The organism is Marivirga aurantiaca, assembly GCF_016679925.1.
GTDB lineage: Bacteria > Bacteroidota > Bacteroidia > Cytophagales > Cyclobacteriaceae > Marivirga > Marivirga aurantiaca.
Window position 1 is genome coordinate 43,856 of record NZ_JAEQBW010000004.1, and the last position, 16,051, is coordinate 59,906.

The following is a 16,051-nucleotide window of genomic DNA, read 5'->3' on the forward strand; positions in this document are numbered from 1 at the left end:
GTGTACTTATGATGGCTCCACGATGGTCTACATCTCCATAGTTATAGAGGATCTAAAATCTCTAAACAGACTCCATCACCCAATCAACCTTACCAACTCCTTTCGGCTTTTCTCATAGCCGGAATTAAAGCGGGACAAAATCACCCAAAAACTGGCTATTAACATAATAATAGGGAAAGAAACGGTAAGCATATCTTCCCCTTCTGCATAGGCAATCATCGAGAACAATAGCATCAGTATAAACCAAAAGCCCAAAAACAACTTCACACTTGGGAATAAGCGGTATTTGATATAAACCAAACTGCCTTTGGAGGTGCCTTCTACTTTCCCCTGAATAAGAGGTAAAAAATTATCCGGCTTTTGTACTACTTGTGAAATGGCAAATCCTGTATTGCTTACTTTGCCATTGAATAGGTAAACTTCTTCAGGTGTATCATCTAAGGAGCGGTTTTTAAAGCTTTGATAATTGGTGGGCTTTACTGCCAAATTTAATCTTCTGAATATCTCCCGGGGAGGCAAATGACTGATGAGAATTTCCGATTTGGCAGGCCACCATTGCATTACTTCACCGCTATACAGGAGATTTCCACATTCACATCTTTGGGTAGGCGAGAAACTTCTACTGTTTCCCTGGCAGGAGGGTTGCTTTTGAAATACTGACCATAGGCCTCATTAATGGTAGCAAAATCACCCATGTTTTTCACAAAAATGCTACATTTTACCACATCTGAGAAACCTAAATCGGCTGCAGCCAAAATGGCTTCCATGTTTTTCATTACCTGATGGGTTTCTTCCGTAATATTTTCATTGATCATTTCACCACTATGTGCATCAAGCGCTATCTGGCCGGAAACATATAAGGTTTCACCTGCTAAAACTGCCTGGTTATAGGGGCCAATCGGTGCCGGAGCTTCTTTTGTTTGAATGATTGTCTTTTCCATATCGCTTTTCTCTAATTGTTGATTAACTTTGAACAAAAGTACTCAAAATATGGTAATACTGATAGTAGGGAGTCTTGAAAACAACGAAGAGCTAAAAGCCAAGTTGGGCGAAAATCATTCTTTTTATTTCGCGGAAGACTTATCTGATATAACAGAAGAAACTTTTTTTAAGGCGGAAGTTGTGTTTGACTTCCTTGCACATGAAACGCCAGAAAGCCTGGTTTTTTACGAACAAAAACCAGAGATGCCCGTCTTTGTTCACATGGCAATGAGCTCATTTGTTGAAATGGCCGTATACACGCCAAAAATCCAAAATCCCATTTTCGGGTTTAATGGTTTTCCTACATTCATTAATCGTCCAATTCTGGAGTGTACAATGACTAATGACAACCAAAAGGAAATGTTGACTCAAATTTGTAGTAAACTAGGCACTGACTTCGAAATAGTGGAGGACAGGGTTGGAATGGTAACCCCCCGAGTGATTTTTATGATCATTAATGAGGCTTATTATACAGTGCAGGAGGGTACGGCAAGCAAAGAAGATATTGATTTGGGCATGAAACTGGGCACCAATTATCCATTGGGCCCTTTTGAATGGTGTGAGCGTATTGGAATCAGTAATGTAGTGGAAATGCTGGAAGCTATTTACGAGGACACAAAAGAAGAGCGATACAAAATTTGTCCGCTACTCAAAAAGGAATACTTACTCGAAATGGCTAACTTATAAAATTAAAAATTTAACAAAAAAATAGTAATATGGTTAATGACCCCGAATATAGCTTGTTTGAAGATGTCTGTAGTTTTGTGGATGATGCCGCAAAACATATGGAATTACATCCCGGTTTGCTAGAGCAAATCAAGCAATGTAATAGCATTTATAAATTTCATTTTCCTATCAGAAAAGATGATGGCTCTTATGAAGTAGTGAAAGGTTACAGAGTTCAGCATTCACATCATAAACTTCCTGTAAAAGGAGGTATCCGCTTTAGCAGTTTTGTAAATGAGCAGGAGGTAATGGGGTTGGCTGCATTAATGACTTACAAATGTGCGATGGTCAACATTCCTTTTGGAGGAGCCAAAGGTGGCGTAAATATTGACCCGCTAAAATATTCAGTTGGCCAGCTGGAAAAAATCACCAGGCGATATACCTCGGAATTAATCAAAAAGAAATTTATAGGCCCGGCAATTGATGTGCCGGCACCGGATTATGGGACCGGGGCAAGGGAAATGGCCTGGATAGTGGATACTTATGAAGCGTTTAATCCGGATGCCATCAATGCCAAAGGATGTGTAACGGGTAAACCTGTATCTCAGCATGGAATTGACGGCAGAACTGAAGCGACAGGTATGGGGGTTTATTTGGGCATCAGAGAGGCCGTGAGTGTGCAGGAAGATATGGCAGAATTGGGATTAACAACCGGTTTGTTCAATAAAAAAGTTATTATTCAAGGATTAGGAAATGTGGGTTTTTATTCTGCATTATTCCTGAAAGAGGCGGGTGCCAAAATTATTGGAATAGCAGAGTGGAATGGAGGTATCTGGGATGAGGAAGGCATAGACATTGAGGAAATCAAAAAGTATCAAACGGTGAATAAAGGCTTTAAAGGCTATCCTAAAGGGCAATTTATAGAAAACTCTATAGAATTGTTGGAAAGACCTTGCGATATTTTAGTGCCGGCAGCGTTGGAAAATCAAATCACCAAGGAAAATGCAGATAGGATCCAGGCTAAAATTATTGGTGAAGCAGCCAATGGCCCGGTAACCAAAGAGGCAGAGAAAATTTTATTGGAGAAGAATATGATGATCATTCCGGATATGTATTTGAATGCCGGGGGTGTAACAGTTTCTTACTTCGAATGGTTGAAAAATCTTTCCAGGGTTTCTTTCGGGAAACTGGAGAAGCGTTATGATATGCAGAAATATAAGCTATTGCTCGAAAGTATTGAACATGCCACAGGTGATAAATTCAGCAATGAGCAAGTGGATTTAATTGTAAAGGGGGCTAGTGAAAGGGACTTGGTGAATTCCGGCCTGGAGGAAACCATGGTGACAGCTTACCATGAGTTAAATGCCAAACGCAAAGAGAAAAATATTAAAAGTTTAAGAACTGCAGGTTTTATTCTGGCACTTGACCGTATTGCCGTAAGCTATACGGATATGGGTATTTTCCCTTGATATAATAAATCGGTACTACAATAAATTTAGTGGTAAGTATGATGTTTATTTAAAGGATCGGCCTTATTCATTTTAGGGATTTTGAATTTATAATTGGATAAGAAACAAAATGTTTGACCGAAGGGAGTTTTTTTGTTTCCCAATTATAAATCCAAAATACCGTTAAGAAATGAATACAGCCTTGACTTTTTGTTTCTTTTGAGTCAAGTCAAAAGAAAAGAAAGAAGTTTGTGAAGTATAAGTAGCAGAAGTATGAACGAACAGAGCATTCTTGATACGTTATTTATCTCGAGTATCCTAAATGTAGCTCTCCACTAAAATCGTGGTAGAACCAATAAATCAATACAAAATTTTTTAAAGGCTACCTTTTCACAAAAAGGTAGCCTTTTTACTTTTAGAGATGCTTAAGGCATTCTTTACTTCAGCAGGCAGCATAGCTTTTAAAAAGGCAACTTGCTTAGATCTACATTTCCACCGGTTAAAATCACTCCGGCTTTTTTACCTTTTAGTTTGCTTTTCATTTTTATAAGGGCTGCAAATGGCACGGCCCCGGATGGTTCCACTACTAGTTTCAGATACTGAAAAATCATTCTCATTGCTTCAATAATTTCATCGTCCGTTACAGTAATGATGTCCGAAATGTATTTTTGGATGATAGGAAAGTTTTTTTGGCCAACCGAGGTTCTCAAACCATCGGCTATGGTATTAGGGTATTCCATAGGAATGATTTTCCCTGCTTTCCATGAACGAAAAGCATCATCGGCCCCAAGAGGTTCGGCACCATATACTGGTACATTCTTGCCAAAATATTTTGCAGATAATAAGGTGCCGGCCATCAAACCTCCACCACCTATTGGGGCAAATATTCCATCCAAATGATCAGTATCTTCTATCATTTCCCTGGCAACTGTAGCCTGTCCTGCAATCACATCATAATTATCATAAGGATGCACAAAAGTAGCACCTGTTTGATCAACCACTTCCTTCAATGTTTTTTCCCTGGCTTCCAGTGTTGGATCGCAGAAAATCACTTCCGCCCCGTACTGTTGAACAGCGGCTACTTTTACTTCCGGGGCATTTTGAGGCATTACGATATATGCAGGTATTTTTCTCATTTTAGCAGCTAGTGCCAATGCCTGTGCATGGTTGCCGGAAGAGTGCGTGGCCACACCTTTCTTCAATTGATCTTTCGTTAAGGACAACACCGCATTGGAAGCCCCCCGCATTTTAAAGGCGCCCACTTTCTGAAGGTTTTCAGCTTTAAAAAACACTTTCAAACCTAATAGATCATTGATTTGAGTAGAAGTAAATACAGGAGTGCGATGAATGTAAGAGTGAATTCTTTCTTCTGCATCTTCAATGTTTTGAGCGGAGGGAACATCTTTTAAAAGCATTGGGTTTATATTTAGTTAATTTGATTATATTTCTGAATTAAACAAGATATTATGCAAGCTAAAAAGTTTTTACAATTATTACCTTTTCTCTTCCTGTCTCTCTTATGGATAAGTTGTTCTGATGATAACGTTGAGCCGGGATTTGACCATGTCCTCAGTTATGAATTGGTGGAAACCATTTCTAAGGGTGAAATCAATCAAAGGTTTAACAACGATCCCTTAGTTTCAGGTTTTATTAATTTTGATGTTGAAGCCTACAAAGTCACCTATTTAACACCTAACTATGATGGCACCGAGGTTGAAGCATCGGGCCTGGTTTTAATACCCCAGGTGGAAGGAGCGGTAAAGCTAACCAGCTTTCAGCATAGTACCTTGGCGAAATCCAATGACCCACAAATAGACCAGGAACATAGGGCTCCGTCTTATTTATCATCTGAGAATGCCGAAATCTATCTTTCAGCAGTTTTGTATGCTTCAAATGGATACTTAATTTCTTCTGCAGATTATATTGGTTATGGTAGCACATCAGAGATGTTCCATCCTTATGAACATGCCCAAACAGCAGCCACTACTTGTTTCGACATGCTATTGGCTACTAAAGAACTAGCCGAATCCTTATCTGTGAACATGACTGATGAGCTTTTTTTAATTGGTTATTCGCAAGGCGGAAATTCTACCATGGCATTACATAAATACATAGAAGAAAACCATGCGGCTGAATTCCCCATTACCAGAAGTGCTATGGGGGCCGGTGCCTACCATAAATCAGCAGTGGGAGATTATATATTTAATTTTCAGGGAGATTTGGGTTTCTCTATAAGCCTGTATCTATGGGTGCTTGATTCCTATGATAGAATTTATTTACAAAAGGGCATTCCTTATTACCTGAATGAGCCATATGCCTCGGAGGTTGTGGATAATGGTTACTTTGCTATTTCCAGTTCTAATCCGCAAGAGGTTTTTACTGATACTTTTATTGATGATATTAATGATCCAAATAGTGATTTTAGGGATGCTTTGGCAGACAATGATATTCATGATTGGAAAGCTATTGCTCCTATAAAGCTCTACCACAGCTTAGAAGACAAACTCGTTCCTTACTTTAACTCTGCTGATGCATTTGACAACATGACGGATAAAGGTAGCACGGAGATATTGTTAGAGACGTATACTTACAATAGTTCTGTGGAACCGGATGCCATACATGGAGCCGGAGGGGCAAGGTTTTTTAGCGATGTGATCTCAGTTTATTTTAAATATGGAATTTAATTTTTTTAAAAACTGTTTCATTTCCACCCTAAAATGACTTAATTAAGGTTGAAATAGTCATCCCGAGTACGGGATCAACTGAGGATGAATATTTAGGAGTGAAGTGACGGTTGTGGAGCTTATTTGTATCTGGACTATTCTCCCGAAGGGATCCCTTTGGGGCATACCGCTAAGGTGGTACAAGTTGTGACGGTTGAAAATAAACTTATAAACATGAAACGTAAAAAGCAGATTAGCTAATCCGTTTATCCCCTTATCACTAATTGATAACAAATGGAAGCAATTATAGTAGATGATGATGAAATGACCGTATTTTTGAATGAGATTTTTGTAAAAGAAAATGATTTTCATCAAACACCCCATTCATTTAATCATGGGAAAAGCTTCCTGGATTATCTTTTAGCCAATTATAACCCGGAAGAAAAGTACTGTGTTTTTTTGGATATTAATATGCCGGTAATGGATGGGTGGGAGTTTTTAGATGCTATTAAGGAAGAAAGTATGTCCAAAAACATATATGTTGTGATTCTTACCTCATCAGTAAATGAAATAGACAGGGAAAAGGCCAGAGGATACACACAGGTAATTGATTTCTTAGAAAAGCCGTTGAATGATGTTAAACTCAACCTACTAAAGAAAAACGAACAAATAAGCTCCTTCTTTTGAAGGTCATCCCAAAGAAATAAGTGAATAATTAAAAAAACCCGGATTTTTGTTTGCAAATTATTCCTTCTCCCCCTTATAATTTCAAACGGTCATTGAAATAAAAAACATGCAAAAAATAGCTATACAAGGAGTAAGAGGTGCTTTTCATGAAGCGGCTGCCAAAAAATATGCAGGGGAGTCAATTCAATTGGTGGAATGTATGACGTTCCGGGACTTATGTAAATCACTCAAAAGTGGCCAGTCAGATATGGCCGTTATGGCTATTGAAAATACTATAGCAGGAAGTCTTTCGCAAAATTATGGGTTGATTAATGAGTATCAATTAAGCATAGTTGGGGAAGTTTATCTGCGCATTCAAATGCAATTACTGGCACTTCCCGGGGTAGAATTGTCAGCCATTAAATTCATTTATTCCCATCCAGTGGCTTTGAATCAATGTAATTTTTTTTTGGATGGCCTTTCAGGGGTGCAGGTTTACGAATCAAAGGATACTGCGGAGTCGGCAAGGATGATCAGGGAAGGGAATTTAACAGATACGGCTGCCATTGCAGGAGAAACAGCCGCTCAATTATATAGTTTAGATATTCTGAAAGGAAATATAGAAACTAATAAGGAAAACTATACCCGCTTTTTAGTGCTTACCAACCAGTCAAATCAGTCAGTAGAGGGAGATAAAGCTTCCATATCTTTCGAACTGGGGCATCAGCCGGGAACCCTGGCAGATATACTAACAGTTTTTAAGAAGAACCGGATCAATCTGACAAACATTCAATCTATGCCACTGGTGGGCAAGCCGTATGAATATAGGTTTCATGCAGATCTAACCTGGGAGTCAAAAGTGGATTTTGAAAAAGCGATGGAATCAGCCGGGGAATTTGCCAACAGCATTATTCTTTTGGGCATTTATAAACGAAGCAATTTTAATTTTCAATAGCAGCATGATCATTCAAAAATCAAATAGATTGACTGAAGTCAGCGAATATTATTTGTCCCGTAAACTGGAAGAGATCAGGTGGATGAATGCCACAGGGGAAAAAGTCATTAATTTAGGAATAGGCAGCCCGGACATGCCTCCCTCAGAAGAGACCATTAAAGTCCTTTCTCGATCTGCCCTAAACCCTGCTCACCATGGATACCAAAGCTATAAAGGGATTCCTGAATTAAGGGAAGCGATTTCCCTTTGGAATCAAAGAACCTATAAAACCACATTAAATCCGGAAACAGAAATTCTCCCATTAATGGGATCTAAAGAAGGAATCATGCATATTTCCATGGCCTTTTTGAATCCGGACGATGAAGTGCTGGTGCCTAATCCCGGGTACCCTACCTACACTTCTGTGAGTAAATTGTTGGGTGCAAAAGTAAGGCCTTACGATCTTTTGCCTGCTAGCCCTCAGGCCATTGATATGGAGAAATTAAAGAAAGAGGATTTATCAAAAGTAAAACTGATGTGGATTAATTTTCCACACATGCCGACTGGCAGAAGGGCGGATGAAACTTTGTTGGCAGCGCTGGTTGAGCTGGCGAAAGAAAAGGGCTTTTTGCTTTGTCATGATAATCCATATAGCCTGATTTTGAATGATTACCCCTTAAGTATTTTTAATGTGGAGGGAGCCGGGGAAGTTGCCATTGAGCTAAATTCTTTTAGCAAATCGCACAATATGGCCGGGTGGAGATTGGGCTGGGTGGCAGGAATGGAAAGCTATATTAAAACCATACTTACCGTAAAAAGCAATTTCGATTCCGGTATGTTTTTACCTATTCAGCATGCGGCTATTCAGGCCTTACAAAATGACGATGACTGGCACCGGCAACAAAATCAGGAATACATCCAAAGGCAGGTTGTGGCCAGGCAACTTTTGGATTTGTTGGGCTGTACTTATACCACAGATCAGGCTGGCATGTTTGTGTGGGCCAAAGCTCCAGGGCATATTAAAAATGTAGAGGAGTTTGTGAATGAAATACTGCAAAAAGCAAAAGTATTTATTAGTCCGGGACAAATTTTTGGAAGCAATGGTGAGGGCTATGTAAGGGTTTCATTATGTAGTTCGAGGGATTTATTGATGGAAGCTTATCAACGAATTGAAACCTACGTGAAAACTCATACACCCCAATTATGAAAACAGCTATTGTTGGCACAGGCTTAATAGGAGGTTCTTTGGCCCTGGCGCTTAAGAAAACAGGTTTTGCAAGTAATATTATTGGTGTGGATAAAAACCCTGACAACTTGCAAAAAGCCATGAGTCTGGGCATTATAGATAGTCAGGCAACATTGCCTGAGGCCTGCCAAATGGCAGATTTGATTGTTTTGGCCATTCCGGTGGATGCCATTTATTACATTTTAGTGGAGGTGCTGGATAAAATCCATGAGCGCACTATTGTTGTGGATATGGGCTCTACAAAATCAAAAATATGCCAATTAGTGAAAGATCACCCCAAAAGACAAAACTTTGTGGCGAGCCACCCTATTGCAGGCACAGAAAATGCTGGTCCGGAAGCAGCTCTTGTCAATTTGTTTCAGGGAAAAAAAGCAATCATTTGTGAGGAGCAAAGGAGCAGTAAACCAGCCTTGGAATTGGCCATAAGCATGTATAAAACCCTGGAAATGAACATTGAAATAATGGAACCTGAAATTCATGATCTACACATAGCTTATGTTTCCCACTTATCCCACATAAGTGCTTTTAGTTTGGGGCTGACTGCACTGGACATGGCAGTAAAAGAGAAAGATATGTTTAAAATGGCAGGGGGTGGTTTTTCTTCTACTGTGAGATTGGCTAAAAGTTCACCGGAAATGTGGGGTCCAATATTTGAACAAAATAATGAGAATATTTCTGCAGCTTTGGGAGAGTACATTGATCACCTGATAGCTTTTAAAAAAGCGATAGATGAAGGCAACACCACCCGCACCAAAGAGCTGATGGAAAAAGCTGCCATCATTCGTTCCAAAATTTGAGACAATGAAAAGCCCGGAGTGATTTCTACACCACTCCTACGGCTGTTTTTTCTTAGGTTGATGCTGGTCTGAATATCACGTTGAGCAATTCCTTGCCTGCTTTTATTCAAGTATGGTTCTTGTCAAACAATAAATGTCAGAATCTTACAAACCTGATAATTTGCCCAGCGTACATTTTAAGTACAACCAAATAAGACGGGTATCAGAGAACTTTTACATTGGATGAATTCCAGGAGGCGAGAAGTTGGGTAAGGTAGTCATCACAATTGTTTTCTAATATTCAACTGTAAAGTGGGTAGGGAAAACAGGAAAGGTATAGCCGAATTGAAAAAGACAAAAATAAAACTAAAAAAGATTGATGATTCCTCCCTTGTAATTGAACGTAAAAGGCGTGGAAGAGGCTTTGCTTATTTTGACGCCTCCGGCAAAAAGATTAGCTCTCCGGAACAGTTAAGGAGGCTAAAAAAAATAGTTATTCCTCCTATGTGGTCGGAAGTGAAAATTTGTGAATTGGATGAAGGCCACATTCAAGCCATTGGCCGTGATGCCAAAGGTAGAAAACAATACATTTATCATTCAGAATGGGAAAGGCGGCAACAAGAGATGAAATTTTCCCGGATGATTGAGTTTGGAAAACTGTTGCCCAAAGTAAGAAAGCAATGTGAGAAAGATCTTGGTAAAAGAGGGTGGAAAAGGGAAAAAGTAATTGCATTGATGGTGTCACTTCTGGATGAGTACGGCATTCGGGTGGGCAATAGTTATTATGCGAAGCAGAACCAAAGCTATGGTCTTACCACATTGAGAAAAAAACACTTAAAATCAGATGGACGTAAACTACAGTTTAACTTCAATGGGAAAAGTGGCCAAGAGCAATCGGTCACTATTGAAGATGATGCATTGGTCAAACATATACAGAAAGCTGTGGAACTCCCCGGCTATGAAATATTTCGTTATATGGATGATGCAGGTAAAACCCGAACAGTGGACAGTCAGGAGGTAAATGAGTATATCTACAATATTCTTGGTGATGATTTTTCCAGCAAGGACTTTAGGACCTGGGCGGGCAGTAGGTTGGCTTTAGAATTATATCCTGTAGCAGTGGAGCAAAAAGAAACCTCTAGTCGCAAAAAAATTGAGAATATACTTATCCGGTTGGTAGCTGATGAATTGGGCAATACGCCCTCAGTGTGCAGAACATACTACGTTCACCCTAAAATAGCGGAAAGAATAGAAACCGGGTCAGTTCCTGTACGCAATCCCTACAAAGACAGCAGCCTTTCCTATGGGCTCACTGCTGAAGAGAAATTACTGCTTTCACTTTTGGAAGAATGAAAATGGTGTTTCCGGTTTAAAAACCTTTAACCTTGAATTTCCTAAGCTGACTCAACGGGAATACCAATTTTGAATCAAATCAATCTCATAATTCTTTCTCAATAATTTCAACTTCCACGGCATCCTCTTTTGGCGGGATTACCCTTCGCAGAGTATGAGCATATACATAAGTAAGCTGTGCTCCAAAAAGAAGGATAAGCACTGAATAATATACCCAAACCAAAATGGCCACGAAAGAACCTGCGGCTCCATAGGAGTCGGTTAAATTAGCTGTTCCCAGATAAAATCCCAGCGCAAATTTTCCTGCTACAAATAAAATAGTGGTTACAAATGCTCCCACCCAAACATCTCTCCATTTGAGTTTGGCATCAGGTAACACCTTAAAAATAATAGCGAAAACAAGTGTGATGAATGATAAGGAAACTATAATATTTAAAGTTTGAACCAAATAAATGGTGGAGGTGTCCAGCCAACCGGAAATGGAGGTATTAATGAAAGAAATAACAGTATCAGCCAGTAGGGAAACCAATAGCAAAAAACCTAAAGCAGCAATCATAGCCAATGATAAAAGCCTGTTTACAATGAATTTTATTATTCCTTTTTTGGGTTTTGCTTTAATATGCCATATAGCATTCAGACTATCCTGGAGGGAAATAAATACTGTTGTGGCACTAAACACCAATGTTCCTACTCCAATCACTTTAAATATCCACCTGTCGGCACTAATAGTAGCCGAATTTAACAAGCTGTCTACCTGCTCTGCACTTGATTGGCCCATTAGCTGGTTGATCTGATCCAGGAATTGGGTCCTTACTACTTCATCTTCATAAAAATACCCGGCTAAGGTAATGGAAACAATTCCTATGGCCGGCAATGAAAAAATAGTAAAATAGGCTGTAGAAGCACTGTGGTGAAAGGGGTTCTCATCAAAAAACTTGATGGTTGAATCCTTGAAAATTTTAAACCATTTTTTAAAGAAGTAGGTCATATAGAGGCAAAAGCTAGATCATAAATTAAAGAATGGATAGCTCACAAACTACTTATACCTCAAATAAAATAATAAGTTGACAGAAGCACATCTGTTAAGGGTGAGAACCCCAAATCAGAATCAACTTCTGTCGTACAATTCTTAAGGCAGAAAATCCGGTTTATCCAGCTTATTGTTAATTCTGTAGGCGGCATTCACCAGGCCTACATGACTGTATGCCTGTGGAAAATTACCCCACATTGAGCCGTCATCATAATGAACATCCTCACTTAACAGACCTACATGGTTGGCATAGCCGGCCAATTCTTCAAAAGCCTCCATGGCATCATCTGTTCTGCCTACGCAGGCCAATGCTTCTACATACCAAAAAGCACAAATTAAAAAGGTGGTTTCAGGCTCACCAAAATCATCGGCATGCTTGTAGCGGTAAAATAAGCCTTTGCCAATCCGCAAGTCTTCTTCCAATGCCTTCAAATGATCCTTTGCTTTTTGACTGTCATGAGGAATATAGTTCATCATGATCAGTTGGAGTGTACTGGAATCCATTCTTGTGACACCCTCAGCTTGTGCATAAGCTTTACGATCAGGTATATAGCATTTTTCCAAATGCGCCTCAGCCCGTTTTAACAAGGACAAGGCTTTTTCTTCAAGCTTTTTTTGGCCAACTTCTTTGGCAATTTTACAAGCCGCATGACTTCCTGCCCATTGGAAAAGATGTGTGTAGGCATGCTTTTGCTTTAGGTTTCTAAATTCCCACAGGCCTGCATCTGCTTCATCCATGGTAAAGGCAATTTTTTCCAGAATGGTTTCCAATAAATAAATCGATTGTCTTTTCTCAATATTGGCAAATCGATTATCTACAAAAAGTGGCAATATAGCCAGCAATATTTGGCCGTACACATCATTCTGAATGTGTGTGTAAGCATCATTTCCCAGGCGCACCGGCAAATTGCCCATATAGCCCGGCAGGTCAAGTTCCTTTTCGGTGATAATGCTTTCACCCACTACATTGTACAGAGGCTGAATTCTTTCTTTCCCTTGCATAGGAATGTTGGTGAGGTAAAGAGCATATTTTTCCATTGCCTCAAAATGGCCAATGTTGTTGAATGCTGTCAGGGTATAGTAGGTATCGCGCATCCAACAGTAGCGGTAGTCCCAGTTGCGTGTGCTGTTCGGTGACTCGGGCAATGACATGGTTGGAGAAGCTATAATGGCTCCTGTATCTTCAAATTGATGAATTTTTAATGCCAGAGATGAACGGATTACTTCTTTCTGATAATGCATCCCAATACTGGTAGATTTAATCCATGTTTGCCAGTATCTGATGGTTTTACTTAAGAAGATTTCACTCGTTTCCTGAATGCCGGCTTCCATAGGAGTTCCATAAGTAAGTACCATATATTTTGGCATAGTAAGCGTAAAAGGGCTACTATCTAATATCATGTTAAGAGGAAAATCAGTAGTAAGCCTCAGGGTTTCCTGCAAACCATGAAAGCTGATATGGCTACTGCCACTTTCTCGTTTAAGCCTTTTGTTTCCATAGTCACCCACGGGATCACAAACCACCCTTACCTGTGGAAGCCCACGTAAAGGCTCAATTTTTCTTATCAGCATGGAAGGCTTATAGGAGCGGTCGTACTGCATAAAGCGTGGGGCAAAGTCAGTTATTTTATAGGCGTAATCATCAGTTTCAACAATTGTTTCCAATATGTTGGTGTTCTGTATATATTTTTGCTCTGTTTTAAATTCCTTATTAGGAGGCTTGATGGAAAATTCCCCACCCTTTTCCCCACCTACCAGGCTGCCAAAAACAAAGGAGCTATCAAAGCGTGGCAGGCACATCCATGAGATATTAGTATCCAAACCAATCAGGGCAAGATAAGAGCAGTTACCAATCAGGCCAAAATCGTATGTGTGTCTTTTTTTCATAGCAATGATTATTGTAAAGTCTGAATTAAATTTACAAGAAACTGTAATTAATTGCTGAAAACCAACCAATTACAACCCTGCATTCATTTAGTTACCTCATTGGTTCCTAAGTAATGCTTGTTATGATCTCCCTAATTTTGAGAATTTATGGGATAGATAAAAATAATAAACGAGTGAATTTGAGCTTCGGAACGTTTTTTTGCAATAAATAAAAGTTTTACCAGCTTCCCCCGGCACCACCACCACCAGTCATTCCTCCACCAAAACCTCCAAAACCACCGCCTCCTCCACCGAAGCCTCCTCCGCCAGAATTGAAATCGCCATATGATCCGCCATGTCGACCACCACTTCCCATTAACATCAATAAAGTCATGAGACCTAAACCACGGCCTCCTCCTGCATGGTGATTTTTAACCCTTCGGATGCGGGAAATAATAATAATGATGATGAAAAAGAAAAACAGAAAAGTGCCCAAGCCGATGGTTTCACCTACATTATTATCTTTGATTTTATCGGCCGTGTACTTACCTGCGGCCAAATCGAAAATAATGGTAGTTGCTTCATTTAAACCTTTATAGAAGTCATTATTTCTAAAGGCCGGCTTCATGTAATTCTCTATAATGCTTTTGGAAGCAGCATCGGTAATCCGGTCTTCCACTCCATAACCGGTATTGATGAACATCTTTTTATCTTCAATGGCCACAGAGATTAAAATACCATTGTCCTTTCCAGACTGACCAATGCCCCATTTTTCAAATACTTGCACACCAAATTGATTAGGCTCATACTCTCCATAAGTGGGAATGATAATAATAGCCACCTGCGTGGAGGTGCTGTCATTATAGGCCACTAACTTTCTCTCCAGTTGGTTTTTCTCCTGGGTGCTTAAAGTATTGGTATAGTCATTGACCAATCTTGGTGGAGAGGGCCTGTCAGGGATGGTGGTTTGTGCAAACAGCGAAAAGGAAAATAATAGGAATGCAAGATTAAATAAGTATTTCATGTGTATATGTTTATTTCCATTAGTCACATGGAATTCAATAAATTTTATTCATCCTCGGTTGGTATGTTAAGGATTCTAAAATTTATGCTCATTTCATGTGTATATGTTCGTTTTAAATTACCACATGGAATTCGCAATAAATATTCATCTGGCGGTTGATATAAATTCGCCCTCGAATACTTATGCTCATTTCATATGTATATAATTGCTTTAATTCAATTTTTACCGAATGAGATTTCATCCGACAATTCATTATCGTCATCTTTCTGATAAGGAAAATGAGCAGATAACTGTTCGCCTGCCATTGCAATGCCTTTGCTTAAACCTTTGGTAATTTCATCTTTTTTAAAATGCAAAAGCATTTGTTCTTTTATATCATCCCAAAAATGATCCGGCACTTTTTGGTTAATTCCCACATCACCCAAAATGGCAAATTTGTGGTCTTTTATAGCCATATAAAATAATACCCCATTGCGTTCAGCAGTTTTATGCATTTTCAATACCTTGAAAATATGTGCAGCCCTGTCCATCACATCTTCCTTGCAATGGTTTTCCAAATGTACTTGTATTTCCCCTGAGGTTTTAAGTTCAGCAGTCTTTATTGCTTGTTCAATCTGTTGCTTCTCTTCCTTACTGAATGAATCTTTTGCCATAATGGATTTTGATATCTTAGTTTTAAATGGGCAATTGCTGTAATTCCTTTGCCAATAATTGTGAATTGAATTTAAAAAGTAACTTCAGGTACTTCCTCAGCTCCTGCATCCGCTTCAAAGTAGCCTTTTTTCTCGAAGCCATACATTCCTGCCAACATATTCTGAGGGAAACTTCTGATATAGGTATTGAAATCCCTTGTAACTTCATTAAACCTTCTTCTTTCAACAGCTATTCTGTTTTCAGTACCCTCCAATTGCGATTGCAGTTCCAGGAAATTCTGATTGGCTTTTAAATCAGGATAACGCTCTACCACAACCATTAGGCGTGACAGGGCAGAACTCAGCCCTTGCTGTGCTTCCTGGAATTGCTGAATATTTTCCGGACTTAAATTGTCAGCATTCACATTTACTCCTGTTGCCTTGGATCTCGCTTCAATTACTCCTTGTAATGTTTCCTGCTCAAAATCCGCATAGCCTTTTACAGTATTTACCAGGTTGGGAATCAAATCGGCCCTGCGCTGATACACGTTTTCCACCTGAGCCCAGGCGCTTGTTACCTGCTCTTCCTTGGTGACCATTTTGTTGTACGAGCCGGCAAAAATGCTGTAAAAAATCAAAACGACCACTACTATGATCCCTAATGTAATTAAAAGTCCTTTTTTCATATTTTTGTCAGATTAATTCTAATTTATAAATAGATTTATGCTAATATAATAAATTACCATTACGTTCACATCAAATAAAA

The 16,051-nt window shown here is 39.3% G+C and carries 16 protein-coding genes; 8 read left to right on the top strand and 8 right to left on the bottom strand.

Features of this window, described 5'->3' with window-relative positions; all coding sequences use genetic code 11:
* Positions 1–75 precede the first annotated feature (75 nt).
* Both JKA74_RS10500 and JKA74_RS10505 read right to left on the bottom strand, forming a co-directional pair.
* Entirely contained in the window at positions 76–561 is a 486-nt protein-coding gene (locus JKA74_RS10500) for a hypothetical protein (protein ID WP_201431152.1), read from the bottom strand.
* Positions 561–941, bottom strand: a complete 381-nt coding sequence (locus JKA74_RS10505; protein WP_201431153.1) for a RidA family protein — start codon at positions 939–941, stop codon at positions 561–563. The genes JKA74_RS10500 and JKA74_RS10505 overlap by 1 nt, the downstream gene beginning before the upstream one ends.
* 49 nt (positions 942–990) lie before the next feature.
* On the opposite strand from JKA74_RS10505, the gene JKA74_RS10510 reads away from it, so the two are divergent.
* Positions 991–1,668 carry a 3-hydroxyacyl-CoA dehydrogenase family protein gene (locus tag JKA74_RS10510; protein ID WP_201431154.1) on the top strand — a complete coding sequence of 226 codons (678 nt, stop codon included), beginning with the start codon at positions 991–993 and terminating at the stop codon, positions 1,666–1,668.
* A 29-nt stretch (positions 1,669–1,697) separates the two neighbouring features.
* Positions 1,698–3,116 (top strand): Glu/Leu/Phe/Val family dehydrogenase, encoded by a 1,419-nt coding sequence (locus JKA74_RS10515; protein ID WP_201431155.1) that lies wholly within the window; start codon positions 1,698–1,700, stop codon positions 3,114–3,116.
* Positions 3,117–3,556: 440 nt separating this feature from the next.
* On the opposite strand, the gene JKA74_RS10520 is transcribed toward JKA74_RS10515, so the two are convergent.
* Positions 3,557–4,510, bottom strand: a complete 954-nt coding sequence (locus JKA74_RS10520; RefSeq protein ID WP_201431156.1) for a pyridoxal-phosphate dependent enzyme — start codon at positions 4,508–4,510, stop codon at positions 3,557–3,559.
* A 51-nt stretch (positions 4,511–4,561) separates the two neighbouring features.
* On the opposite strand from JKA74_RS10520, the gene JKA74_RS10525 reads away from it, so the two are divergent.
* The 6 genes from JKA74_RS10525 (at position 4,562) to JKA74_RS10550 (ending at position 10,733) form a co-directional block, all read left to right on the top strand.
* Entirely contained in the window at positions 4,562–5,779 is a 1,218-nt protein-coding gene (locus JKA74_RS10525) for a lipase family protein (protein WP_201431157.1), read from the top strand.
* Positions 5,780–6,052: 273 nt separating this feature from the next.
* Positions 6,053–6,445 (top strand): response regulator, encoded by a 393-nt coding sequence (locus tag JKA74_RS10530; RefSeq protein ID WP_201431158.1) that lies wholly within the window; start codon positions 6,053–6,055, stop codon positions 6,443–6,445.
* A 106-nt stretch (positions 6,446–6,551) separates the two neighbouring features.
* Positions 6,552–7,379, top strand: a complete 828-nt coding sequence (locus JKA74_RS10535) for a prephenate dehydratase (RefSeq protein ID WP_201431159.1) — start codon at positions 6,552–6,554, stop codon at positions 7,377–7,379.
* 28 nt (positions 7,380–7,407) lie between these two features.
* A complete protein-coding gene (locus JKA74_RS10540; protein WP_317193588.1) occupies positions 7,408–8,565 on the top strand; it encodes a pyridoxal phosphate-dependent aminotransferase in 1,158 nt (385 codons plus the stop codon).
* Positions 8,562–9,401 carry a prephenate dehydrogenase gene (locus JKA74_RS10545; RefSeq protein ID WP_201431161.1) on the top strand — a complete coding sequence of 280 codons (840 nt, stop codon included), beginning with the start codon at positions 8,562–8,564 and terminating at the stop codon, positions 9,399–9,401. Before JKA74_RS10540 ends, JKA74_RS10545 begins: the two co-directional genes overlap by 4 nt.
* Before the next feature lie 324 nt (positions 9,402–9,725).
* Positions 9,726–10,733: a DNA topoisomerase IB gene (locus JKA74_RS10550; protein WP_236587697.1), complete on the top strand. Its 1,008-nt coding sequence runs from the start codon at positions 9,726–9,728 to the stop codon at positions 10,731–10,733.
* An 85-nt stretch (positions 10,734–10,818) separates the two neighbouring features.
* Here the strand turns inward: JKA74_RS10550 and JKA74_RS10555 are convergent, their stop codons facing one another.
* The 5 genes from JKA74_RS10555 to JKA74_RS10575 all read right to left on the bottom strand — a co-directional run bounded on the left by JKA74_RS10555 (position 10,819) and on the right by JKA74_RS10575 (position 15,971).
* On the bottom strand, positions 10,819–11,721 hold the full coding sequence (locus JKA74_RS10555) for a YihY/virulence factor BrkB family protein (protein ID WP_201431162.1): 903 nt from the start codon (positions 11,719–11,721) through the stop codon (positions 10,819–10,821).
* Positions 11,722–11,862: 141 nt separating this feature from the next.
* Complete coding sequence (locus tag JKA74_RS10560) at positions 11,863–13,650, bottom strand: glycoside hydrolase family 15 protein (RefSeq protein WP_201431163.1); 1,788 nt, start codon at positions 13,648–13,650, stop codon at positions 11,863–11,865.
* Between the two features lie 217 nt (positions 13,651–13,867).
* Positions 13,868–14,653 carry a TPM domain-containing protein gene (locus tag JKA74_RS10565; RefSeq protein WP_201431164.1) on the bottom strand — a complete coding sequence of 262 codons (786 nt, stop codon included), beginning with the start codon at positions 14,651–14,653 and terminating at the stop codon, positions 13,868–13,870.
* Positions 14,654–14,868: 215 nt separating this feature from the next.
* Positions 14,869–15,306 (bottom strand): TPM domain-containing protein, encoded by a 438-nt coding sequence (locus JKA74_RS10570; protein WP_201431165.1) that lies wholly within the window; start codon positions 15,304–15,306, stop codon positions 14,869–14,871.
* A gap of 71 nt (positions 15,307–15,377) precedes the next feature.
* A complete protein-coding gene (locus JKA74_RS10575; protein WP_201431166.1) occupies positions 15,378–15,971 on the bottom strand; it encodes a LemA family protein in 594 nt (197 codons plus the stop codon).
* Between the last annotated feature and the right edge of the window lie 80 nt (positions 15,972–16,051).

Bases quoted from the DNA above. Each gene is read 5' to 3' on its own strand.
- JKA74_RS10500 (WP_201431152.1), bottom strand. From the start codon at position 561: ATGCAATGGTGGCCTGCCAAATCGGAAATTCTCATCAGTCATTTGCCT.
- JKA74_RS10575 (WP_201431166.1), bottom strand. From the start codon at position 15,971: ATGAAAAAAGGACTTTTAATTACATTAGGGATCATAGTAGTGGTCGTT.
- JKA74_RS10525 (WP_201431157.1), top strand. From the start codon at position 4,562: ATGCAAGCTAAAAAGTTTTTACAATTATTACCTTTTCTCTTCCTGTCT.
- JKA74_RS10505 (WP_201431153.1), bottom strand. From the start codon at position 941: ATGGAAAAGACAATCATTCAAACAAAAGAAGCTCCGGCACCGATTGGC.
- JKA74_RS10530 (WP_201431158.1), top strand. From the start codon at position 6,053: ATGGAAGCAATTATAGTAGATGATGATGAAATGACCGTATTTTTGAAT.
- JKA74_RS10510 (WP_201431154.1), top strand. From the start codon at position 991: ATGGTAATACTGATAGTAGGGAGTCTTGAAAACAACGAAGAGCTAAAA.
- JKA74_RS10565 (WP_201431164.1), bottom strand. From the start codon at position 14,653: ATGAAATACTTATTTAATCTTGCATTCCTATTATTTTCCTTTTCGCTG.
- JKA74_RS10555 (WP_201431162.1), bottom strand. From the start codon at position 11,721: ATGACCTACTTCTTTAAAAAATGGTTTAAAATTTTCAAGGATTCAACC.
- JKA74_RS10560 (WP_201431163.1), bottom strand. From the start codon at position 13,650: ATGAAAAAAAGACACACATACGATTTTGGCCTGATTGGTAACTGCTCT.
- JKA74_RS10545 (WP_201431161.1), top strand. From the start codon at position 8,562: ATGAAAACAGCTATTGTTGGCACAGGCTTAATAGGAGGTTCTTTGGCC.
- JKA74_RS10570 (WP_201431165.1), bottom strand. From the start codon at position 15,306: ATGGCAAAAGATTCATTCAGTAAGGAAGAGAAGCAACAGATTGAACAA.
- JKA74_RS10515 (WP_201431155.1), top strand. From the start codon at position 1,698: ATGGTTAATGACCCCGAATATAGCTTGTTTGAAGATGTCTGTAGTTTT.
- JKA74_RS10520 (WP_201431156.1), bottom strand. From the start codon at position 4,510: ATGCTTTTAAAAGATGTTCCCTCCGCTCAAAACATTGAAGATGCAGAA.
- JKA74_RS10535 (WP_201431159.1), top strand. From the start codon at position 6,552: ATGCAAAAAATAGCTATACAAGGAGTAAGAGGTGCTTTTCATGAAGCG.